This window comes from uncultured Kluyvera sp. (assembly GCF_902485085.1).
GTDB classification, from domain to species: Bacteria; Pseudomonadota; Gammaproteobacteria; order Enterobacterales; family Enterobacteriaceae; genus Kluyvera; species Kluyvera ascorbata.
This window is the reverse complement of sequence record NZ_CABTJS010000028.1, coordinates 40,416-62,642: the sequence shown is the minus strand read 5'-3', so window position 1 is coordinate 62,642 and position 22,227 is coordinate 40,416. Positions and strand designations below refer to the sequence as shown.

Here is a 22,227-nt window from a genome sequence, read left to right as displayed (position 1 = left end):
TGCGGGGGAAATTCGCCCCCTGAAATTAATTGGGGTTACACTAAGGGCACAAAAGTCAGCATCAGGACACATTAAAGCAATGAAGGAAAATAGCGCGATTTTACAACTTGAACAGGTGAGCTTTCGTATTGGCGAGAAAACGGTCCTTGATAAGATTAATTTAAGCGTAGCCCCCGGTGAATTTAAGCTGATTACCGGGCCCTCCGGCTGCGGCAAAAGCACCTTATTAAAAATTATCGCCTCGCTGCTTTCACCTACCGATGGGAAGATTCTCTTTGAGGGGAAGGATATCAATGCACTAACGCCGGAAGCCTATCGCCAGCAGGTTTCCTACTGCGCACAAACCCCGGCGCTGTTTGGTGATACGGTTTACGACAACTTTATTTTCCCGTGGCAGATTCGCCATAAAAATCCTGAACCGGATCGTTTTCTGACGCAGTTGGCGCGCTTTGGCCTGCCGGAAGAGACGCTGTCGAAATCGATTAACGATCTCTCCGGTGGCGAAAAACAGCGGGTGTCGCTCATTCGTAACCTGCAATTTTTACCGAAGGTGCTGCTGCTGGATGAAATAACCAGCGCGCTGGATGAGCAAAACAAAAAGAACGTGAACGAGATTATTCATCAGTACGTGCGCGAGCAGCAGATTGCCGTGCTGTGGGTGACGCACGATAAAGATGAAATTAGCCATGCGGATGAAGTGGTGACGCTGCCTTCGCATCAGGAGGCGGTCAATGAATAGCGAACATATCATCACTAACCAATCGCTGGCGCTGTCGATGGTGCTGGTACTGGTGGCCATCCTGGTGAGCTACCGGGAAAAGCTGGCGCTGGAAAAAGACATTATCTGGAGCATCTGCCGGGCGGTGGTGCAGCTGATTATCGTCGGCTACGTGCTGAAATATATCTTCAACGTTAATCACGCGGTGCTGACGCTGTGCATGGTGCTGTTTATCTGCTTCAACGCGGCGTACAACGCGCAAAAGCGCAGTAAGTATATCGATAAAGCCTTTGTGTCATCGTTTATCGCCATTACCACCGGCGCGGGGCTAACGCTGGCGGTGCTGGTGTTCTCCGGCTCCATTGCCTTTGTGCCGATGCAGGTTATCCCTATTTCCGGGATGATTGCCGGGAATGCGATGATTGCTGTGGGGCTGTGTTACAACAACCTGGGGCAGCGCTTTAGCGCCGAGCAGCAGCAAATTCAGGAGAAGCTGAGTCTGGGAGCTACGCCGAAAATGGCTTCCGCACGCCTGATCCGCGAAAGTATTCGAGCGTCGCTGATCCCGACCGTGGATTCGGCAAAAACTGTGGGGTTGGTGAGTTTGCCGGGAATGATGTCCGGGCTGATTTTTGCCGGTATCGACCCGGTCAAAGCGATTAAGTATCAGATTATGGTGACGTTTATGCTGCTCTCAACCGCCAGCCTGTCGACCATTATTGCCTGCTATCTGACCTACCGGAAGTTTTACAACGCCCGCCATCAGCTGGTGGTGACACAGCTGAAGAAACGCGCGTAGCGTGAGATTTCCCGGGGTCGCTTCGTTCGCCAGGGCTACCAAAACGTAGCCCGGCCAAGCGAAGCGCCCCCGTGAATCACACCGTTAGTACAGCAGCGAATACAGCTGGCGACGATACTTCGACGCCAACGCATCACCGGTACCGAGCGCCGCCAGAATTTCCTGCAGCATCTTGCGCGCCTGACCATCGGCCGCGCCTAAGTCTTTACGCAGGTGGCTGAACAGCAGCTCCAGCGCCTCTTCGTTACGGCCCACCTGATGCAGCTGAAGCGCCAGCTTCGAGGCCAGCGCGGCATCTTCTGGGTTGGCCTCTACTTCTTGCTGCAATTGCTGAATTTCCGGCGTATCTGCTGCCTGCTTCAGCAGCTCAATCTGCGCAACCAGCCCCTGATAGCGGGTGTCCTGGTCCTGCAACGGAATGGTTTTCAGCACCGCTTCTGCCTCTTCTGAACGGTTAAGCTCAATCTGCGTTTCCGCCAGCAGCAGGCCAATCTGGCTGTCCTGACCGGAGAGCTGCCAGGCATCTTTCAGCAGCGGCAGCGCGTCGGCATGGTTGCCTTCCTGAATCAGCGCCAGCGCCTGCTGTGCTTTCAGCTCTTCTTCACGCGGCAGCACTTTATCGAGCAGCGCGCGAATCGCCTCTTCCGGCTGCGGGCCCTGGAAGCCGTCAACCGGTTGGCCGTTCTGGAACAGGTAAACGGTTGGGATAGAGCGCAGGCCAAACTGAGAGGCGACCATCTGCTCGGCGTCGCAGTCGACCTTCGCCAGAATAAACTGACCGTTATACTGCGCGGCCAGATTTTCCAGCACCGGCGTCAGTTCCAGACAGTGCTGGCTACGGTCGGACCAGAAGTAGAACAGCACCGGTGTGGTAACGGATTGCTCCAGCGTCTGGTGGAGATTAGCTTCGGTAATGTTGACGATATTCTGTACGGACATAGGTCTTTCTCTGTAGTCGGTTTGTATTCGAGATGGGGGCAAAAGCGTCGGCTTCAACTTAGCCCTGCAGAATTTTGTCCATCGCACGACCCGGCAGCAGGCGTTTCAGCCAGCCAACCGCGTGGGTGACCAGGGTGACCGGATAGCGTAATTTCGGCTTATCGCTGATAAACGCATGGCGCACTTTCGCCACCACCGCATCCGGGCCTAGGGTGAAGCGTGCGGCAATGCCGGGATTCTCCACCGGCTTATCGCTGGTCTGGTTGACGTTCTCGGTAAAGCGGGTGCGAATCGGGCCGGGTTCAATCAGGCTCACCTTCACGCCCGTATGGCGCAGCTCCATGCGCAGCGCGTCTGACCAGGCTTCCAGCGCGTATTTGCTGGCGGCATAAGCACCGCGGCCCGGCGTAGAGATAAGCCCCATCACCGATGACGTCATGACGATACGGCCTTCGCCGTGTGGGATCATGGCCGGCAACAGGCGCATGGTTAGCTGGTGGACGCCGAAAAAGTTGGCGGAAAACTGCTGCACCATTTGCGCGCGGCTGATGCTCTCCAGCGGCCCATAAACGCCATATCCGGCGTTATTAAACAGACCAAACAAACGATTATTTGTCAGTGCGATCACCTGCTCCGCGGCGTTATCGACGCTTTCCGGGCTGTCGAGGTCGAGCAATATTCCGGTAAACCCCATGCCGTTCATGCGCTTCACATCATCGGGTTTGCGGCAGGCGGCCAGTACGCGAAAACCCTGGCGTTTCAGTTCTAACGCGCTTTCGAGGCCAATCCCGCTGGAACATCCTGTAATTAAGACCGATTTTTGCATAACTTTACCTGAAGACACCGCTTTACTTTCCGGCATCGTGATTAACTAATGGAGCCAGGCGTGTCGCCATCCAGTCAGCAATAAACGGCTGGGCGTCACGATTGGGATGAATGCCATCATCCTGCATCCACTGCGGCTTGAGATAGACCTCTTCCATGAAGAAGGGCAGCAGTGGAATAGAAAACTCGCTGGCGAGCCGCGGATATACAGCGCTGAAGGCCTCATTATAGCGGCGTCCGTAGTTTGCTGGCAGACGAATTTGCATTAATAACGGTTGGGCATGGGCGGCTTTCACCTGCTGCAGAACTGTGCGCAGCGTTTTCTCGGTTTGCTGCGGCTGAAAACCGCGCAGTCCATCGTTGCCGCCGAGTTCAACCAGCACCCATTGTGGTTTATGTTGTTGAAGTAGTGCGGGCAGGCGCGCTAGCCCCTGGTCTGAGGTATCGCCGCTAATACTGGCGTTCACCACCGTGATGTCAGGTTGCCATTTATCGTTCAACAGCGCCGGCCAGGCCGTATTGGCCGCCATGCGATAGCCCGCGCTAAGGCTGTCGCCAAGCACTAACAGCGTGTCCGCCGCCGCGGCGCGCAGGCTAAACAGAATCAAAAACAGGACAGGCAAATGCCAGCGGAAAACGTACTTGAAGTGCATCATCTTAAGAAATCCGTCGGTCAGGGGGAGCATGAGCTTTCCATCCTTACCGGAGTTAACCTGATTGTCAAACCGGCGCAAACCCTTGCTTTGATTGGCGAGTCGGGCTCCGGGAAGTCGACGCTGCTGGCGATTCTGGCCGGGCTGGATGACGGCAGCAGCGGCGAGGTGAAGCTGCTGGGGCATCCGCTGGAGAAGCTCGATGAAGAAGCGCGAGCGTGCCTGCGTGCCCAGCATATCGGCTTCGTTTTCCAGTCCTTCATGCTGATCCCAACGCTTAATGCGCTGGAGAACGTTGAGCTGCCTGCGCTGCTGCGTGGGGAAAGTGACGGGCAAAGCCGCCAGGGGGCAAAGGCATTGCTGGAACAATTGGGGTTAGGCAAGCGTCTGCACCATCTCCCGGCGCAGCTTTCCGGGGGTGAACAGCAGCGCGTGGCGCTGGCGCGCGCCTTTAATGGTCGCCCGGATCTGCTGTTTGCCGATGAACCGACCGGCAACCTCGACCGTCAGACCGGTGACAAAATCGCCGACCTGCTTTTCTCACTTAACCGTGAACACGGCACCACGCTGATTCTGGTGACCCACGATGCGCAGCTTGCCGCGCGCTGCGACCGACGGCTGCGGCTGGTCGACGGGCAGCTACGGGAGGAGGCATGATTTTACGCTGGTTCTGGCGGGAGTGGCGCTCGCCGTCGCTGCTGATTGTCTGGCTGGCGCTGAGCCTGGCGGTGGCCTGCGTGCTGGCGCTGGGCAGCATCAGCGACCGCATGGACAAAGGGCTCAATCAACAAAGCCGTGAATATATGGCGGGCGACCGGGTGCTGCGCACTTCGCGTGAAGCCCCAACGCAGTGGATTGAGCACGCGCGCGCTCAGGGACTCACGGTTGGCGAACAAATTAACTTCTCGACCATGACCTGGGCGGGCGATACGCCGCAGCTTGCCGACGTGAAAGCGGTGGACGACAGCTACCCGCTGTACGGCGACCTGCAAACCGAACCGGCGGGCCTGAAACCGCAGGCCGGGACGGTGCTGCTGGCTCCCCGCCTGATGGCGCTGCTGAATCTGAAAACCGGCGATAACCTTGACGTTGGCGACGCCACGCTGCGTATTGCCGGGGAAGTGGTGCAGGAGCCTGACAGCGGCTTTAACCCGTTCCAGATGGCGCCCAGGCTGATGATGAACCTGGCCGACGTGGCGAAAACCGGCGCGGTACAGCCCGGCAGCCGGGTAAGCTGGAGCTATAAGTTTGCCGGCACGCCCGCGCAGCTTGCCAGCTACGAAAGCTGGTTGCTGCCTCAGCTCAAGCCTGAGCATCGCTGGATTGGCCCGGATCAGGACGACGGCGCGTTAGGCAAATCGCTACAGCGCTCCCAGCAGTTCCTGCTGCTCTCGGCACTTCTGACGCTGCTGCTGGCGGTGGCTGCCGTGGCGGTGGCGATGGGCCACTACTGCCGCAGTCGCTACGATCTGGTGGCGGTGCTGAAAACCTTAGGTGCTGGGCGGGCGCAGCTGCGCAAACTGATTATCGGCCAGTGGGTGCTGCTGCTGGCGCTTTCGGCGCTGGCGGGTGGGGCGATGGGTTTGCTGTTTGAGTCGGTCCTGCTAGCGCTGCTCAAGCCGGTGCTGCCAGCGGCATTACCTGCCGCTAGCGCCTGGCCGTGGCTGTGGGCGGTGGGGTCAATGACGGTGATTTCGCTGCTGGTCGGGCTGCGTCCGTACCGGTTACTGCTGGCCACTCAGCCGCTGCGCGTGCTGCGACAGGACATAGTGGCCAACGTCTGGCCGCTGAAAATTTACCTGCCGTTGGTCTGTATCGTCACGGTAGTACTGCTGGCGTGGTTGATGGGCGGTAGCCCGCTGCTGTGGTCGGTGCTGGCGGGCGCAGTGGTGCTGGCGGCGCTGTGCGGGCTGGTGGGCTGGCTGCTGCTCAAGGTGTTGAAGCGCATCACTTTGCGCGCGTTGCCGCTACGTCTGGCGGTGAATCGTCTGCTGCGCCAGCCGTGGTCGACGCTTAGCCAACTGGCGGCGTTCTCGCTCTCATTTATGCTGCTGGCGCTGCTGCTGGTGCTGCGTGGCGATCTGCTGGATCGCTGGCAACAGCAGCTACCGCCGGAAAGCCCGAACTATTTTCTGATCAACATTGCCCCGGAGCAGGTGAGTGAGGTGAAAACCTTCCTGGCGGAGCATCAGGTGATCCCGGCGGCGTTTTACCCGATCGTTCGCGCGCGTCTCACCCAGATCAACGGTCATAGCACCGAAGGTAATAAAGATGAATCGTTGAACCGCGAGCTGAACCTTACCTGGCAAAATCAGCGGCCGCAGCATAACCCGCTGGTGGCCGGCGTCTGGCCGCCAAAAGCCGGGGAGGTTTCTATTGAGGAAGGGCTGGCGCAGCGGCTGAACATTGGCCTTGGCGATAGCGTGACCTTCACCGGTGATACCCAGGACTTTACGGCGAAGGTGAGCAGCATTCGTAAGGTCGATTGGGAAAGCCTGCGGCCGAACTTCTTCTTTATCTTCCCGGACGGTGCGCTAGACGGTCAGCCGCAAAGCTGGCTCACCAGCTTCCGCTGGGACCACGGCACGACGCTGCTGACTCAGCTAAACCGTGAATTCCCGACCGTGAGCCTGCTGGACATTGGCGCTATCTTAAAACAGGTTGGTCAGGTGCTGGCGCAGGTCAGCCGGGCGCTGGAGGTGATGGTGGTTCTGGTGACCGCCTGCGGCGTGCTGTTGCTGCTGGCGCAGGTTCAGGTTGGCATGCGCCAGCGTCATCAGGAGCTGGTGGTTTATCGCACTCTCGGTGCCGGAAAGTCGCTGCTGCGTCTGACGCTGTGGGCTGAGTTTGCCCTGCTAGGGGCGATTTCCGGGCTGGTGGCGGCCATCGGCGCGGAGACCGCGCTGGCGATGCTGCAAACGAAGGTGTTCGACTTCCCGTGGTCACCGGACTGGCGGCTGTGGGTGGCGCTACCGCTGTGCGGGGCGCTGCTGCTGTCGCTGTGCGGCGGGGGATTGGGGCTGCGTCTGCTTAAGGGTAGGGCGCTGTTCCGCCAGTTTTCCAGCTAGCTATTTCCCGGCGGCGCTGTGCTCGCCCGGACTACAGATTATGAGTAGCCCGGCCAAGCGCAGCGCCGCCGGGTCACTTCCCATACCCGCAAAATTGCTCATCCTTTCATCAATTTGCCCGTTTTAGGGCACCATTCGGTAATTCTGCAGCGCTAAGTCGCACGTTTCATTAAAAATCAGTCAGGTGTAATTTATTAATAAACGATAAGATTTGTGTGCCAAATAGATGGCACGTAATCTATCAAGGAAAAATAATGACTATAAAAATGAAAGCGCTGGCGATCTCGATCGGCGCTGCAGTGGCATTGACGTCTTTCGCATCCCAGGCTGAAATTACCCTGCTTAAGCAGGATCCTCAGGCTGGTAACCCGCTGAGCCGTCTGAACTTCACCGTGGGCGGGAGTATTCGTCCGCAGTTCCAGAACATGACCGGCGATGACGGTAAAAATGGCTACAAGCGTAACGGCTTTGACGGCGGCACCCGTTTCCGTTTCGCAGCTGATTACTACCTGTTTGATGACATTAGCTGGGTCAGCTACTACGAGCTGGGCGTAAACTTCCCGGCAATGTTCAACTGGGACAACCACTACGCTGACGGCGCGAACAACACTACTCGCCGTATGCTGTACACCGGTCTGAAGAGCGATACCTGGGGTACGCTGACCTTCGGTCAACAAAACAGCGTGTACTACGATGTGGTCGGCGTGAAAACCGATATCTGGGACTATGATATGATTGGTCAGGCACCAGGTAACGGTATCAACGGTGACTACGACGGTTCTTACCGTACTCGTAAATCTCTGAAATATAAGAAAACCGTAGGTGATGTTGATCTCTACGCGTCTTACCTGTTCAGCGATGATTACAACCCAGAAAATGGCCTGCGCTATGAGCGTAAAGGCGGCGGTTCTTTAGGTGTTGACTACCACATCACCGACGACCTGACCTGGGGTACCGCATGGAACTACACGCGTGCAGATATGCGTGATTCGGACACCAACGACACCAAAACCTACGATCAGAACATCGTCGGTACTGCGCTGAGCTGGACGCCGGATAACTGGACCTTCTCCCTCGGCGGCGGCTGGTACCAGAACTTCATGACCACCAAAAAAGTCTCCGTACACGACTACTTCGCGGGCGACGCGTGGGGTCTGGAATACTTCGCGGGTTACAAAATCCCGGTTGGTCAGTACGCGCTTAAATCCGTTCAGCCATACGTCATGGGTGACCGTATTGAATACGTGAATGGCCGTAACTATCTGCGTACCGATAACGGCGTAGGTATCAGCTTCCAGCTGGATTACGGTTTCCGTGTTGACTACGAACACGTGTTCACCTCCAGCACCGACAACCTGGGTGATATGAACCTGGTTCGTCTGCGTTACGATTTCTAATCGTAATAAAAGGGCGGCATTGCCGCCCTTTGCTTAGTTTATTTTTATCTTTCCTTAGCTAAATAACATCTAACTCTCGCCTCGTTTCCCGCTTTTTTGTTACACATCAGCTGGTTATAATTCCCAATATTCAGTTTCGTGGTTTTATTCGTTTTTTACGGCTATTAGCGAAATTATCTATCTGATAATACACGCTTTATTTTATATGGCCGGAACTGTGAACCTATTAGCAATGTGAAGGGGATTCAATTGCTTAGCGATTGATAATCGCGTTTATATAGCGCGTAAATAATTAAACGGGATAGACATAAAGTCCTGCGCAGTGAAAAGGTTGTGAAATATCTTAATAACACCGCTCCGTTCATTTATTTCTTTGAAAGAATTGAAAATTTAAGGGTAAGGAGTTAATGAAGCATGCGTAATTTATGGGTTCCAGCAGCGTTGATTTCACTGGCGCTGGGTTTAACGGGCTGTGATGATGCCAAAAATAAAGAAACGGTTAACGCTCCTGCCGCCAGCAGCGACAGCGCGCCAAAAGAGGGTGGTTCGCTGATTATCGGCATTACTTCCGGCGACCCGCTGGCGGTGAACCCTATTTATGCCAGCGACCGCACCACGCTGACCATTATGCAGGCGCTTTATGCCCCGCTATACAGCTACAACGAAGGCAAAATCGAATGGGGCCTGGCGGAAAGCCTGGAGCCGTCGGCGGATAACCTGAGCTATATCCTGAAACTCAAACCGAACCTGACGTGGCAGGATGGCCAGCCAATCACCGCCGACGACGTGGTGTTTACGTTTGATAAGCTGTTGGATGAAAAGCAGCACAGCTTCTTCCGCAGCATGTTCATGTACGGCGGTAAGCCGGTGCAGGTCAGCAAGGTCGATGACTTAACGGTGAAATTCACCTTACCGCAGGTTAGCGCGGCGTTCGTCGGCACGCTGGTGCAGATCTACCCGATCCCACAGCACGTGTTTGCTAACGAAAACGATCTGGAAAAGAGCGGCAGAAACGATGCGCCGGTTGGCTCTGGGCCTTTCAAATTTAAAGAGTATCGTGCGGGTCAGTATTACGCGCTGACGCGTTTTGACGGTTACTGGAATGGCAAGCCGAAGCTTGATTCCGTGACCTATCGCTTTGCGAAAGACAGTAACTCGGCCAACCTTGCGCTGCAAAACGGCGAGATCAACCTCAAGATGATTGACCCGCAGGACGTGTCACGCCTGAAAAAGACCGATAAGTTTAATTTCGTGACCTATCCGGAAGGGCGTCTGGCCTACATGGTCTTTAACCAGAATGTCCCGGTTATGCAGAGCAAAGCGCTGCGTCAGGCAATTGCCTATGCGCTGAATAAAAACGATCTGGTCACCACGGCCTTTACCTCGCTCGATTACGCGAAACCGGCCACCTCGTTCCTGACCCCAGACACGCTGTATCACTCTGATGACGTTGAACAGTACGCCTACGACCTGGAAAAAGCCAAAGCATTGCTGAAAGCCTCCGGCGCGCCGAGCGACCTGAAGCTGCGTCTGGCCTACATCAACACCAACAAAACCCAGGAGAGCATGGGGCTGTATATTCAGCAGCAGCTCAAAGCGCTGGGCATCAACGTTGAGCTGTTGCCGCTGGATGCAAATGCCATGTCGCAACGTAGCCTTGATATGAAAAACACCGGCTACGAGCTGAGCCTCGGTGGTTACATCATGGGTTCTGAGCCGGACGGCTATAAATCGCTGTTTATGAGCAATGAAGCCTACAACTACGCACATTATAAAAATCCACAGTTTGATGCGCTGTGGGATAAAGGCGCTACGGAAACCGACAGCGCGAAGCGCGGCGCCATCTATAAGCAGTTGCAGCAGGTGGTGGCGACGGACATGACCTACTACCCAATTGCCTACAGTAACGCGGTCGTTGCGGTAGATAAACGCTTTGGCGGGACTCAGGAAGCGGAACCAAAACCGGTCTATATGTTCCAGGATTTATCCAAAATCTACCAAAAATAAGCGCTATTAGCCCCCGACGTCGGGGGCTTTTTGTGAAGGGAATGTCGTGAACACAATGTTGACTCGTCGGCTGCTGCAACTGCTGCCGATGCTTTTCTTTATCTCGCTGGTGGCGTTTTTGCTGGTAAAGCTCGCCCCGGGTGATCCTGTTCAGGCGTACATTACGCCACGAATGTCGCCGGAAGATATTGAGCATATTCGTCATAGCCTTGGGCTGGATAAACCGCTGGTCACCCAATACCTGCTGTGGCTGAAAAATATCCTGCATGGCGATCTCGGGTATTCGCTGATTTACCATCGTCCGGTGCTGGAGATGATCCTCGAATGGATCCCCGCCACCCTCGGTTTGATGGGCGCGTCTCTGCTGCTGGCCATTGTGCTGGCGGTTCCGCTCGGCCTGCTGGCCGGTGCTTTCAAACATCGTTGGCTCGACTACGTGCTGAACCTGTTTGCGTACGTGGGGATTTCGGTGCCGATTTTCTGGTTCGGCATTCTGCTGATTACCGTCTTTTCCGTGCAGCTCAACTGGTTCCCGAGTATGGGGATGCGCACGATCGGCATGGAGGACAGCTGGCTCGATGTGCTGCGGCGCGGCATTCTGCCCTGTATCGCCCTGACGTTTTACAATCTGTCGACCTACGTACGCTACGTGCGTTCTAACACGATCACCCAACTGTCCGCGGACTACGTACAGACTCAGTTGGCCTATGGTGCAACCTACCGCACGATCCTGTTCCGTCATGTGCTGAAGAACGTGCTGTTGCCGGTGATTACCCTGTTTGGCCTGTCGTTTGGTGAGCTGGTGGTCGGGGCGTATGTGACCGAAAGCGTCTTCTCCTGGCCGGGGATGGGGCTGCTGGGGATCCAGGCGATCACCTCGCTGGATTACCCGCTGATCATGGCCATTATCCTGCTGTCGTCGTTGATGCTGATCGTCGGCAACCTGCTGGCCGATCTGCTGTATCGCTTTGCCGATCCCCGCATTCGTACTTTGAGGTAACTGACGATGAATCGACGTTGGCAAAACGTTCGCCACCAGCTCCGCCGCAATCGTCCGGCGCAGTTTTCCCTGCTGGTACTGTTTATTTTTGTGGTTGCGGCGCTGTCCGCAGGCTTAAGCCCTTACGATCCCGACCAGATGTCGCTCGCCTCGCGCATGTTACCCCCTAATGCGGCTCACTGGTTCGGCACCGATGAATACGGCCGAGACTACTTCACCCGCGCGCTCTCCGGCGGGCGGATTTCGCTGATGGTTGGTTTTCTGGCGATGCTGTTCTCCACCCTGATTGGCACCCTTGTCGGGACGATAAGCGGCTATTTCGGCGGCTGGCTGGATAACCTGATGATGCGCGCTGTCGATATTCTGATGGCGATTCCCGCCTTCTTCCTGCTGTTGGTGCTGAATGCGTACCTGAAGCCGGGCGTCGATAATATTATTATGATTATCAGCCTGTTAACGTGGATGAATATGTCCCGCCTTGTGCGTGCCGAAACGCTGTCTGTCAAGGAGCGTGAATACGTGCTGTACGCCCGCGCGTCGGGGGAAAACCCGCTGCGCATTATTGCCCGCCATATTATTCCCGGCGTACTGCCGACCATTATCGTGGCTGCCACGCTGAATATTGCGTCGGCTATCCTGATGGAATCGACGCTAAGCTTCCTCGGCCTTGGCGTACAGCAGCCCGCTGCCTCGTGGGGCAGTATGCTTAACAACGCACAGTCCTACATCGGTGATGCCTCATGGCTGGCGATGTTCCCGGGGATTCTGATTTTGTTGACCGTCTTTAGTTTTAACGTGCTGGGCGATGTCTTCCGTACCGCCTTCGAGCCGGGAGCCAACCGCGATGCCTGATTTACTTGAGCTTGAGAATCTACAGACCTCATTTTTTACCCGCGATGGCGAGGTTCACGCGGTGCGCGGCGTCAGTTTTTCGCTGAACGCCGGAGAATTGATCGGTATCGTTGGCGAGTCAGGATGCGGGAAAAGCGTTACCTGTAAATCGATCCTGCAACTGCTGGGGAATAACGGCAAAATTACCGGCGGCAGCGTGCGCTTTCGCGGAGACTGTCTGGCGCAAAAAACGCCGCAGCAGATGCGACAGATTCGCGGCAATGAGATAGCCATGATTTTCCAGGACCCGATGACCGCTCTGAATCCGGTGCTGACCATTGGTCGTCAAATGACGGAAATCCTGATGCGCAATAAAGGGCTGAGCCGCAGCGCTGCCAAAGAGAAAGCGTTGGCGATGCTCGATAGCGTTGGAATTGCCGATGCTTCGCGGCGCTTTAACCAATATCCGCATGAGTTTAGCGGCGGTATGCGCCAGCGGGTGATGATTGCCATTGCGCTCTCCTGCGACCCTCAACTGCTGATTGCTGATGAACCGACAACGGCGCTGGACGTGACGATTCAGGCACAGATCCTGCGGTTGTTGAAATCGCTGCAACAGCAAACGCAGACGGCCATTATGCTGATTACTCACGACCTTGGCGTGGTGGCGCAGATGTGTAGTCGCGTAGTCGTCATGTACGGCGGGCTGGTGATGGAGGAGGGGAGCGTTGAGGATATTTTCCTGCGTCCGGCGCACCCGTATACCCGCGGCCTGCTGGCCTCTTTACCGCGCGCTGACGACCCGGAACATCGGCTGTCGCCGATTGAAGGTTCGCCTCCGGGCCTGCTTAACCCGCCGCCGGGCTGCCCGTTTGCGGAACGCTGCTCGCAGCGACTGCCACAGTGCGACAGTTCGCCCGCCATTCGGACCTGCGGTGAAGGACATCGGGTGGCGTGCTGGTTAGGGGTACAACAGGAGGCATCTGCATGAGCGAGTCCCCGTTAATTCGTCTGCACGACGTGCGTAAACACTATGCGCTAAATGGCGGCATATTCAGTCAGAAGCGGGTGGTTAAAGCGGTCGATGGCGTCAGCTTTGATATTCAGCCCGGAGAGACTTTTGGCCTGGTCGGCGAGTCGGGCTGCGGTAAGTCCACCGTGGGGCGTGCAATTCTGCGCCTGTTTGATATTACTTTCGGCGACATCGCCTTTGACGGGCAGGATATCGCGCAGGCCTCAGAGAAAACGCTCAAACCGCTGCGTCGCCGAATGCAGGCGATATTCCAGGACCCCTGGTCGTCGCTTAACCCGGGCATGACGGTGCAGCAGCTGGTGGCGGAGCCGATGAAAATTCATGGCTACGATGCACACACCCAGCGCGAACGCGCCCAGGAGATGCTGTACAAGGTCGGGCTTAAGCCTGAGCATTTGACTCGCTTCCCGCATGAGTTCAGCGGCGGCCAGCGCCAGCGCATCAGTATTGCCCGCGCGCTGTCGGTACGCCCGGAGTTTGTATTGTGCGATGAGCCTTTGTCGGCGCTGGACGTTTCGGTGCAGGCGCAGGTGGTGAATATTTTGCAGGATCTTCAGCAGGAGCTTGGCCTGACCTACCTGTTTATCGCCCATGATTTGTCGATGGTGCGGCATATTTCCAGCCGTATTGGCGTGATGTACCTGGGTAAACTGGTGGAGGTAGCGCCAGCGGGCGAGCTGTATCAGCACCCGGCGCACCCGTATACGCAGGCGCTGCTGGCCTCGGTGCCGGTGCCTGACCCGCGAATACAGCAACTGGAGTTGGGTGGACTGAAAGGTGAGCTTCCGAGCCCGACTGAGGAAATCAGCGGCTGTCGTTTTTGCAGCCGCTGTCCGCAGGCTATGCCACAGTGCCAGCAGCAGGAGCCGCCGATGCAGGAGATTGCCCCTCGCCACTTTGCGGCCTGCTGGCTATTTAAGGTTTAAGCGTGCGTTGACAGCCAGTGCACCACGTCTTCAGACGTACCGCGGAAGACGATTTTGCTGGCTTTCTTTTCCAACTGATAGCGGTACATCGGGTCGTAATACTCGTTGAGCAGCGGCACCAGCCAGGCAAAGTGTGCCTCGGTTGAACCGCTGCGCTGCTGTTCAGCCAGGGCCTCATCAAGCGCGGCGGTCAGTTCGGCAAAACGCTGTAGCCCCAGGCGACGGCGAATGGCGAACAGGCCGTGGTGCAGATAGGCGCTGTACTCTTCCCAGCCTTTCTCTTCACCAAACGCGGCGGTAAAGTCGCGGTGCATATGGGTGAAATACTCTTCACGCAGACGCTCGAGACGCAGTTCGAACGGATCTTCAACCACTGCGATCGGTGCCTGAGCCATGCGATCGCGCAGGCATTCCGGCAGGTGGTTAGCGCCGATCATATGACCTTCATCTTCCAGCACCCAGCGAACCTTGTCCTGCTGATATGCGCCTTTCAGCAGCGCGGTTGCCAGATGGTTCTCAAAGGTAGCCTGAGAAAACTGCGGCGTTAACGTACGACCAAACGACGACCCGCGATGGTGAGCGAGCCCTTCGAGATCGATCCCCTGCGGCTGTTGGCGCACCAATGGCGTTTTGCCATTACCGGTACAGCCGCCGATCAGCACGATCGGATGGCGCACCAGTTCCTCGGTAGCCTTAATGGCAGCCTGGCGTAGCGCCTTATAGCCGCCGACGATCAGCGGGTAATCAAGACCGTTTTCTTTGATCCAACTCTGGGTGATATGCGAACGCTGGCCGCCCCGGGCGCAGCACAGATAACCCTGCGGCGCGCGACGACAGGCATCGAGCCAGGCGTCAATGCGCTGTTGGCGCGTCTGCCCGGAGACCAGTTTATGCCCCAATGCCAGCGCCGCCTCTGGCCCCTGACGTTTATAGCAGGTGCCAACGGCGGCGCGCTCAGCGTCGTTCATTAGCGGCAGGTTAACGGCCGCGGGCATCGCGCCCTGAGCAAACTCGACGGGGGCACGCACGTCAATGATGGGCGTTTCCGCGCGCAGAATAGCGCAGTAATCCGTCCCATTATCCATGGGGAAATCCTTCTTAATTAAATCGGGGGTAACGCGATAATGGCGGGATTTTACGCTTCAGAGAGGGGGCCGGGGAAGGATAAGTTGCTTTCCCCGGCATTTAAGGCTTACTTCAGGCGTGATTGCGCCCAGGCAATACCGCTCGCGTACTCCGGTGGCAGCAGGGGAACCATCGCTTCCAGCGTGGCGCTGAGGCGGCCGGTGTCGCTGTCATTGAGGTTCAGGTGGCCCACTTTGCGGCCCTCGCGTACCTCTTTGTCGTACCAGTGCAGGTGCACCAGCGGCAGCTTCAGCCAGTCGTAGTTCAGGTCGGTACCAATCAGGTTCACCATCACCGACGGGCTGTTAACCACCGGTGGCGGCAGCGGCAGGTCAGTAATGGCGCGCAGATGCAGCTCAAACTGGCTGATGGACGCGCCGTTTTGCGTCCAGTGGCCGCTGTTGTGCACGCGTGGCGCCAGTTCGTTAATCAGCAGCCCACCAGGGGTGATGAAGCACTCCATCGCCATCACGCCGACGTAGCCCAGCTCCTGCATAATGGCGCTGAGCATGGATTCAGCCTGAGCCTGCTGCTGCGCGTCCGCCTGTGGGAAAGCGACGCTCATGCGCAGAATGCCGTCCTGGTGCAGGTTTTGGGTCAGCGGATAGAACACGATGCTGCCATCGTGGGCGCGCGCGCCAACCAGCGACACTTCACCAGAGAAGTTAATGCCTTGCTCAACGATGCACTCGCCGTAGCACTCGGCAGGCAGCTGTGCGGTTTCGTCTTTACTCAGACGCCACTGACCACGGCCATCGTAGCCGCCGGTTCGGCGCTTAACGATAGCCAGCTCACCTAGACGACCAAACACCTCAGGCCACTCGTCGGCGCTTGCCAGCAGCTGCCACGGGGCGGTTGCCAGATTCAGCTTATCGAACAGCTGCTTTTGCGTCAGGCGGTCGGCGATAATCGGGAACACGTCGCGGTTAACAAACGCGGTGTGCTCAGCCAGTTCGCGGGTCAGGGCGGTTTCCGGCCAGCGTTCAATCTCTGCGGTGATGACGCTTTGCTGGAACGGCACGGCTGCCGGGTCCGCTTCTAAGCCCACCGGCCAGACGGCAATACCCAGCGGCTCACCGGCCTGACGCAGCATACGACCTAGCTGACCGTTGCCCAGCACGCAGACCTGCTTCATGCCGCACCTCGTGGGTCTGGGTTATCCAGCACTTCATCGGTCTGCGATTTACGCCAGTCAGCAAGACGTTGATGCAGTTCGGCATCGTGCTGAGCCAGAATCTGTGCGGCAAGCAGGGCGGCGTTAGCGGCACCTGCTTTACCGATAGCCAGCGTCCCCACCGGAATACCGCGCGGCATCTGGACGATAGAGTAGAGGCTGTCTACGCCGCTTAATGCAGCGCTTTGTACCGGTACGCCGAGTACCGGCACCAGAGTTTTGGCGGCAATCATTCCGGGTAAATGGGCTGCACCGCCGGCACCGGCAATAATCACCTGGTAACCGTTCTCTTCTGCCGCTTCGGCAAAGCTGAACAGTTTATCGGGCGTACGGTGGGCGGAAACCACTTCAACATGGTGAGGAACGTTCAGAATATCGAGGATTTCTGTGGCGAACTGCATGGTAGCCCAGTCGCTTTTGGACCCCATCACAATGGCGATACGTGCCGGATTATTGCGGGAAGACATGCGTCTTAAAACTCCTGTGGGTGTGCTGCACACGACGTTAGAGGCCACAGAGAATAACATGGAAAACGGGCAAGGAAAACGGTTGCGTCGCCATGCGACGGGGTAATAAAGGGGAAAAATTAAAATGGGAAGGCGATAAGCGTCACGTCGTCTTTGGTGACGCGGATAAGCGAACCTTCAGTATGCCAGGCACCAAGTACCGCGCGAAACGCCTCGTCGCCGTTAGCCTCAAGCGCGTGGATATCCGGACGATGGGTATGCCCGTGAATCAGCCACTGCACGTGATGTTTCTCCATTACGTCGATGACCGCCTGCGGGTTTACGTCCATGATTTCCATCGACTTACTGCTGTTAGCGGCCTTGCTGTCATTGCGCATCTTCTGGGCAATACGGCGGCGGATAAACAGCGGCAGGGCGAGGAACAGCTTCTGGATCCACGGCGTGTGCACTTTGGCGCGAAAGGCCAGATAGCCTGGGTCATCCGTGCAGAGGGTGTCGCCGTGCATAATCAGAATGCGCCGGCCGTAGAGGTCGAGCATCTTCTCTTCAGGCAACAGCTGCATGCCGCTTTCAGCAGCAAAACGTTTGCCGATCAGAAAATCACGGTTGCCGTGGATGAAGTAGCAGGGGACGCCAGAATCGACCAGCGATTTGATGGCGGAGGCCACTTCGCGGTGTAGCGGGTTAGGATCGTCATCGCCAATCCAGGCTTCAAACAGGTCGCCTAAGATGTACAGCGCGTCGGCCCGGCGGGCTTCGCCGCCTAAAAAACGCAGAAAACCGGCGGTAATCGCCGGTTCTTCTGTTTGCAGATGAAGATCTGCAATAAAGAATGTCGCCACCAATTACTCGCTGACGGTCACGCTTTCAATGATAACGTCTTCTTTAGGAACGTCCTGGTGCATGCCGCTACGACCGGTAGAGACGGCTTTAATTTTGTCGACTACGTCCATACCTTCAACCACTTCGGCGAAGACACAGTAGCCCCAACCCTGCAGGCTTTCGCCTGAGAAGTTCAGGAAGTCGTTGTCTGCTACGTTGATGAAGAACTGTGCGGTAGCGGAGTGTGGAGCCTGAGTACGCGCCATTGCCAGCGTACCACGGGTGTTTTTCAGACCGTTGTTGGCTTCGTTCTTGATAGCTTCTTTGGTGGTTTTCTGGTTCATGCCTGGTTCAAAACCGCCGCCCTGGATCATGAAACCGTTGATAACACGGTGGAAGATGGTGTTGTTGTAGAAACCTTCGCGGCAGTAGTCCAGGAAGTTTTTAACTGTTTCCGGCGCTTTGTCGTCGAAGGTTTTGATGACGATGTCGCCATGATTAGTGTGGAAAGTAACCATTTCTGCATCCTGTTCCGTTTAGAGTGGTGCTTCAGCCCGCCTGTGGGCTGCACATAGGCATCTGTTATAGCATAACCGGGCGGCGCGATCATCTTGCATTGTGTGCTGCTTCCGGGTTGAATTACGGGTAGAATATACCGTTTAAGGCGTACACTCGTCGTCTTTCAAGTTACAGGTGCGTTGGCTGCGTTCGTTCACCCGAATCACTTACTAGAGTAAGCTCATCGGGATTCACTCGCTTGCCGCCTTCCTGCAACTCGAAATCCTTAGAGTGTTTGCCCGGTTCACACACGTAAACATGGAATTCTCGATGCTAAAAATCTTCAACACAATGACTCGCCAGAAAGAGGAATTTAAGCCCATTCATGCCGGAGAAGTTGGCATGTACGTGTGTGGTATCACCGTTTACGATCTCTGTCATATCGGCCACGGCCGTACCTTTGTCTCCTTTGACGTGGTCGCACGCTACCTGCGTTTCCTCGGCTACAAGCTGAAGTACGTGCGCAACATCACCGATATTGACGACAAAATCATCAAGCGCGCTAACGAAAACGGCGAAAGCTTTGTCGCGCTGGTCGATCGCATGATCGTCGAAATGCACAAAGACTTCGACGCGCTGAACATTCTGCGCCCGGACAGCGAACCGCGCGCGACCCACCACATTCACGAAATCATCGAAATCACCGAGCAGCTGATTGCCAAAGGTCACGCCTACGTGGCGGACAATGGCGACGTGATGTTCTCGGTACCGACCGATCCGAACTACGGCAAGCTGTCGCGTCAGGATCTGGATCAGCTGCAGGCTGGCGCTCGCGTTGACGTGGTTGACGTGAAGCGCGATCCAATGGACTTCGTGCTGTGGAAAATGTCCAAAGCGGGCGAGCCAAGCTGGCCATCCCCGTGGGGCGAAGGTCGCCCGGGCTGGCACATCGAATGTTCCGCGATGAACTGCAAACAGCTGGGCAACCATTTCGACATTCACGGCGGCGGTTCTGACCTGATGTTCCCGCACCATGAAAACGAAATCGCGCAGTCTACCTGTGCGCACGACGGCGAGTACGTGAACTACTGGATGCACTCCGGCATGGTGATGGTTGACCGCGAGAAGATGTCTAAATCGCTGGGCAACTTCTTTACCGTGCGCGACGTGCTGAAGTACTACGACGCTGAAACCGTTCGCTACTTCCTGATGTCCGGCCACTACCGTAGCCAGCTGAACTACAGCGAAGAGAACCTCAAGCAGGCACGTTCCGCGCTGGAGCGTCTGTACACCGCGCTGCGCGGTACCGACAAATCCGTTGCGCCGGCGGGCGGCGAAGCGTTCGAAGCGCGCTTTATTGAAGCGATGGACGACGACTTCAACACCCCGGAAGCCTACTCCGCGCTGTTTGATATGGCGCGCGAAGTAAACCGTTTGAAGAGCGAAGATATGCATGCCGCCAACGCGCTGGCGTCGCATATGCGTAAGCTCTCCGCGGTGCTGGGCCTGCTGGAACAGGAACCTGAAGCGTTCCTGCAAAGCGGTGCGCAGGCCGATGACGGTGAAGTTGCTGAAATTGAAGCGTTAATCCAGCAGCGTCTGGACGCGCGTAAAGCTAAAGACTGGGCAGCAGCCGACGCCGCGCGTGACCGTCTCAACGAGATGGGGATCGTGCTGGAAGATGGCCCGCAGGGTACGACCTGGCGCCGTAAATAAGTCAGTCTCCCGGATGAGGCGCGTAAGCGCCGACTCCGGGAATTTCACCCCGCATCAACGCCCCTGTAATCCTGCCACAAACGCGGTCATCAGTTCCGACAGCGGTTCGTCATACCACAGCGCATAGAGATCCGCCGGTACCGTTTCTTCCAGCGGCAGAAAACGCACGCCAGGCCAGTGAATCAGCCCGCAGGTTTCCGGCAGCAGAGACAGCCCCATTCCCGCGCTTACCAGCGCCAGTGCCGTTTGCGGCTCGTTCACCTGATGGGTAATTAAAGGGTAAAACCCGGCCTCTACGCAGCGGTCGTGCAGCTGGCGGGCGAAATCACTTTGATGGAAGGCAAGCGAAATCAAGGGTCGGGTAGCCAACGCCGTCAGAGGCACCGCGGCTAGCTGGCAGAGTGGATCGTTTTCCGGCACGGCCAGCGCCACCGATTCTGGCGCAATAAGCTGATTACGAATATTGGTTTCAGCGTAGGGCAGGACGTTGCGGTTAATGGCGATATCAATTGTGCGGGCCCGTAGTTCGGCAATTTGCTGATGCTGAGAAAGCTCTCGTAGGCTCCAGTCCACGTCCGGATGGTTTGCCTTAAACGCCTTTAGCCTTGTGAGCAACGTCCCCCAGAGCGCGCTGCCCACCACCCCAATGCTGATGTGCCGATGCTCACTGCGGCCAATCTGCCGGACGTAGTTAAGCGACTGCTCGGTGGCACTAAGAATGCGGTCAACCTCGGTTTTTAATACCTGGCCCGCGCGGGTCAGCACCACTTTTCGGCTGGTACGTTCAAACAGCTTCGTTTCCAGCGTCTCTTCCAGCTCTTTAATTTGCGTGCTCAGCGGCGGTTGGGTGATATTCAGCCGCTCTGCTGCGCGGCCAAAATGCAGCTCTTCGGCAAGCGCCTGGAAGTAGCGTAGCGCACGGATATTGATACGGTTATTGGCCAGGGCGTCAGTCATGGTCAGTTCGGGAAAAAGGGGAGGGAGGGCCATCATGCCCCCCTCCTCTTGCCTTGTCAAACGGCCGCCGGTGCGGTGGTGTGCAGGCGTTCTGCGCGGCTGCATACGATGGCGACGACCAATACCAGCAGCAGAATGGCGTAGGAAATCGTGGCGGTGTTTAGCGCGCCGTGCAGACCGTAATGACCGTTGACCAGCGAAGAGACGCTGGCGAACAGCAGCGTGCCTACCGTGCCGCAGGTCAGCAGCGCGGAGATAAGCGTTGGCGAGCTTTGGCTAACCTGCAGCGAACCGTAGCTCATCAGCCCGGAGAACAGGCCTGAGTTGAAGAAACCAAAGACGCCGCAGGCCACCAGAATCAGCGTGGTGCTACTGCTGTTAGCAATCAGTGCAATGGCGATAAGACCAATAACGGTGCAGCCCAGCAGGAAGGTGCGCAGCTTCATCCACTTTACGGTGAACTGGTTGAGGAACAGACCGATAGCTTTCGCTACCCAGTAGACCGTGGTGTACAGCGCGGCGTCCTGTGGCTGGATATGGAAGCGGAACTGCAGGTAGCCCGGCGTCCACATGGTGAAAATGGGTTCCGCCAGCAGGAAGGCGAATAGCGCGAAGCAAATCAGATAAATTGATGGACCCCAGGGTTCACGTGCGGCGGTACTGCTGTGCTGCTGTGCAACAGGCGCTTCTGTGGAAGGGAAACGACAGCGGATGGTCAGCGCCAGCATCAGCGCGCCCAGACCGCCCATAATGCCGTACATCGCGACCCAACTTGCGCCCATGCGGAACAGCCAGGCCAGCAGGAAAGAGAGGGTTGCGCCAGCCAGACTAAAGAAAAAGTCGGTAAAAATCAGGCTTGAAGAGCGACTTTTTTCATCCGGATTAATCCGCACGACCAGATAGCTGCCGATGGTCATGAAAATGCCCCCACAGGCGCCGATACCAGCAACGGCAAAGCTGAACAGCGTGAGCGTTGGCGAGACGAACAGGATAGCGCTGATAAGCATGGTGAGCGCCGCGGCGATAACCAGCGGTTTTTGCAGCCCCCATTTACGCATCAGAATGCCGCCGAGCATGATGGGGATAAACATGCCGATGTTCATCAGCGTAAAGACCTGGCCGATAAAGCTCGGGTCTTTATGAAAAGCCGCGCACAGCGGGCCGAGGACGATACCGAGCGTAGAGACCAGCGCGCCGACGAAATAGTAGCTGAGGTATGAGACAGCGTTTAAATTAGGGCGAGACCAGGACATGTCAGACATAGACGTATCT

The 22,227-nt window shown here is 56.7% G+C and carries 21 protein-coding genes; 11 read left to right on the top strand and 10 right to left on the bottom strand.

The genetic code is table 11. The features are described from left to right. The first annotated feature begins 79 nt into the window (after window positions 1-79). Window positions 80-739 carry an iron ABC transporter ATP-binding protein FetA gene (gene fetA, locus RDN66_RS04665; RefSeq protein WP_202216295.1) on the top strand — a complete coding sequence of 220 codons (660 nt, stop codon included), beginning with the start codon at window positions 80-82 and terminating at the stop codon, window positions 737-739. Then, window positions 732-1,517: an iron export ABC transporter permease subunit FetB gene (gene fetB, locus RDN66_RS04660; protein WP_035891808.1), complete on the top strand. Its 786-nt coding sequence runs from the start codon at window positions 732-734 to the stop codon at window positions 1,515-1,517. Before fetA ends, fetB begins: the two co-directional genes overlap by 8 nt. An 84-nt stretch (window positions 1,518-1,601) precedes the next feature. Here fetB and RDN66_RS04655 read toward each other — a convergent pair whose 3' ends face one another. Genes RDN66_RS04655 through tesA form a run of 3 tightly spaced genes read right to left on the bottom strand, consistent with a single transcriptional unit; the run spans window position 1,602 to window position 3,937 of the window. Beyond that, on the bottom strand, window positions 1,602-2,456 hold the full coding sequence (locus RDN66_RS04655; RefSeq protein ID WP_308537590.1) for a co-chaperone YbbN: 855 nt from the start codon (window positions 2,454-2,456) through the stop codon (window positions 1,602-1,604). Between the two features lie 58 nt (window positions 2,457-2,514). Next, entirely contained in the window at window positions 2,515-3,282 is a 768-nt protein-coding gene (locus RDN66_RS04650; protein WP_035891880.1) for an SDR family oxidoreductase, read from the bottom strand. A 22-nt stretch (window positions 3,283-3,304) separates the two neighbouring features. Next, window positions 3,305-3,937 (bottom strand): multifunctional acyl-CoA thioesterase I/protease I/lysophospholipase L1, encoded by a 633-nt coding sequence (gene tesA, locus RDN66_RS04645; RefSeq protein ID WP_202216294.1) that lies wholly within the window; start codon window positions 3,935-3,937, stop codon window positions 3,305-3,307. Between tesA and ybbA the strand changes: the two genes are divergently transcribed. The 8 genes from ybbA (at window position 3,905) to RDN66_RS04605 (ending at window position 14,196) form a co-directional block, all read left to right on the top strand. Beyond that, a complete protein-coding gene (gene ybbA, locus RDN66_RS04640; protein WP_035891805.1) occupies window positions 3,905-4,591 on the top strand; it encodes a putative ABC transporter ATP-binding protein YbbA in 687 nt (228 codons plus the stop codon). The genes tesA and ybbA overlap by 33 nt on opposite strands. Next, window positions 4,588-7,002, top strand: a complete 2,415-nt coding sequence (gene ybbP / locus RDN66_RS04635) for a putative ABC transporter permease subunit YbbP (RefSeq protein WP_202216293.1) — start codon at window positions 4,588-4,590, stop codon at window positions 7,000-7,002. The genes ybbA and ybbP overlap by 4 nt, the downstream gene beginning before the upstream one ends. Before the next feature lie 254 nt (window positions 7,003-7,256). Beyond that, entirely contained in the window at window positions 7,257-8,399 is a 1,143-nt protein-coding gene (locus RDN66_RS04630) for a porin (RefSeq protein ID WP_202216292.1), read from the top strand. Between the two features lie 414 nt (window positions 8,400-8,813). Next, complete coding sequence (locus RDN66_RS04625) at window positions 8,814-10,406, top strand: ABC transporter substrate-binding protein (RefSeq protein ID WP_202216291.1); 1,593 nt, start codon at window positions 8,814-8,816, stop codon at window positions 10,404-10,406. Window positions 10,407-10,461: 55 nt separating this feature from the next. After that, the gene (locus tag RDN66_RS04620; RefSeq protein ID WP_308537592.1) at window positions 10,462-11,406 is read left to right on the top strand and encodes an ABC transporter permease; all 945 of its coding nucleotides are present in this window, start codon (window positions 10,462-10,464) and stop codon (window positions 11,404-11,406) included. A gap of 6 nt (window positions 11,407-11,412) precedes the next feature. Next, window positions 11,413-12,258 (top strand): ABC transporter permease, encoded by an 846-nt coding sequence (locus RDN66_RS04615; protein ID WP_202216289.1) that lies wholly within the window; start codon window positions 11,413-11,415, stop codon window positions 12,256-12,258. Continuing rightward, window positions 12,251-13,228 carry an ABC transporter ATP-binding protein gene (locus RDN66_RS04610; RefSeq protein WP_202216288.1) on the top strand — a complete coding sequence of 326 codons (978 nt, stop codon included), beginning with the start codon at window positions 12,251-12,253 and terminating at the stop codon, window positions 13,226-13,228. The genes RDN66_RS04615 and RDN66_RS04610 overlap by 8 nt, the downstream gene beginning before the upstream one ends. Continuing rightward, window positions 13,225-14,196, top strand: a complete 972-nt coding sequence (locus tag RDN66_RS04605) for an ABC transporter ATP-binding protein (protein WP_202216287.1) — start codon at window positions 13,225-13,227, stop codon at window positions 14,194-14,196. Before RDN66_RS04610 ends, RDN66_RS04605 begins: the two co-directional genes overlap by 4 nt. On the opposite strand, the gene mnmH is transcribed toward RDN66_RS04605, so the two are convergent. The 5 genes from mnmH to ppiB form a co-directional block, all read right to left on the bottom strand. Further along, window positions 14,193-15,281 carry a tRNA 2-selenouridine(34) synthase MnmH gene (gene mnmH, locus RDN66_RS04600; protein ID WP_308537588.1) on the bottom strand — a complete coding sequence of 363 codons (1,089 nt, stop codon included), beginning with the start codon at window positions 15,279-15,281 and terminating at the stop codon, window positions 14,193-14,195. The genes RDN66_RS04605 and mnmH overlap by 4 nt on opposite strands. Window positions 15,282-15,388: 107 nt before the next feature. Further along, a complete protein-coding gene (purK, locus tag RDN66_RS04595; RefSeq protein ID WP_308537587.1) occupies window positions 15,389-16,456 on the bottom strand; it encodes a 5-(carboxyamino)imidazole ribonucleotide synthase in 1,068 nt (355 codons plus the stop codon). Continuing rightward, window positions 16,453-16,962: a 5-(carboxyamino)imidazole ribonucleotide mutase gene (gene purE / locus RDN66_RS04590; protein WP_035891792.1), complete on the bottom strand. Its 510-nt coding sequence runs from the start codon at window positions 16,960-16,962 to the stop codon at window positions 16,453-16,455. The genes purK and purE overlap by 4 nt, the downstream gene beginning before the upstream one ends. 119 nt (window positions 16,963-17,081) lie before the next feature. Further along, window positions 17,082-17,804, bottom strand: a complete 723-nt coding sequence (gene lpxH / locus RDN66_RS04585; protein ID WP_035891878.1) for a UDP-2,3-diacylglucosamine diphosphatase — start codon at window positions 17,802-17,804, stop codon at window positions 17,082-17,084. 3 nt (window positions 17,805-17,807) lie between these two features. Continuing rightward, window positions 17,808-18,302: a peptidylprolyl isomerase B gene (ppiB, locus tag RDN66_RS04580; protein WP_035891791.1), complete on the bottom strand. Its 495-nt coding sequence runs from the start codon at window positions 18,300-18,302 to the stop codon at window positions 17,808-17,810. Window positions 18,303-18,612: 310 nt separating this feature from the next. Between ppiB and cysS the strand changes: the two genes are divergently transcribed. Further along, window positions 18,613-19,998, top strand: coding sequence for a cysteine--tRNA ligase (gene cysS / locus RDN66_RS04575; protein ID WP_202216284.1), 1,386 nt, complete (start codon window positions 18,613-18,615; stop codon window positions 19,996-19,998). 54 nt (window positions 19,999-20,052) lie between these two features. Here cysS and RDN66_RS04570 read toward each other — a convergent pair whose 3' ends face one another. Further along, window positions 20,053-20,988 (bottom strand): LysR family transcriptional regulator, encoded by a 936-nt coding sequence (locus tag RDN66_RS04570; protein WP_227675192.1) that lies wholly within the window; start codon window positions 20,986-20,988, stop codon window positions 20,053-20,055. Window positions 20,989-21,011: 23 nt separating this feature from the next. Then, the gene (gene tsgA / locus RDN66_RS04565) at window positions 21,012-22,217 is read right to left on the bottom strand and encodes an MFS transporter TsgA (RefSeq protein ID WP_202216283.1); all 1,206 of its coding nucleotides are present in this window, start codon (window positions 22,215-22,217) and stop codon (window positions 21,012-21,014) included. Window positions 22,218-22,227 lie beyond the last annotated feature (10 nt).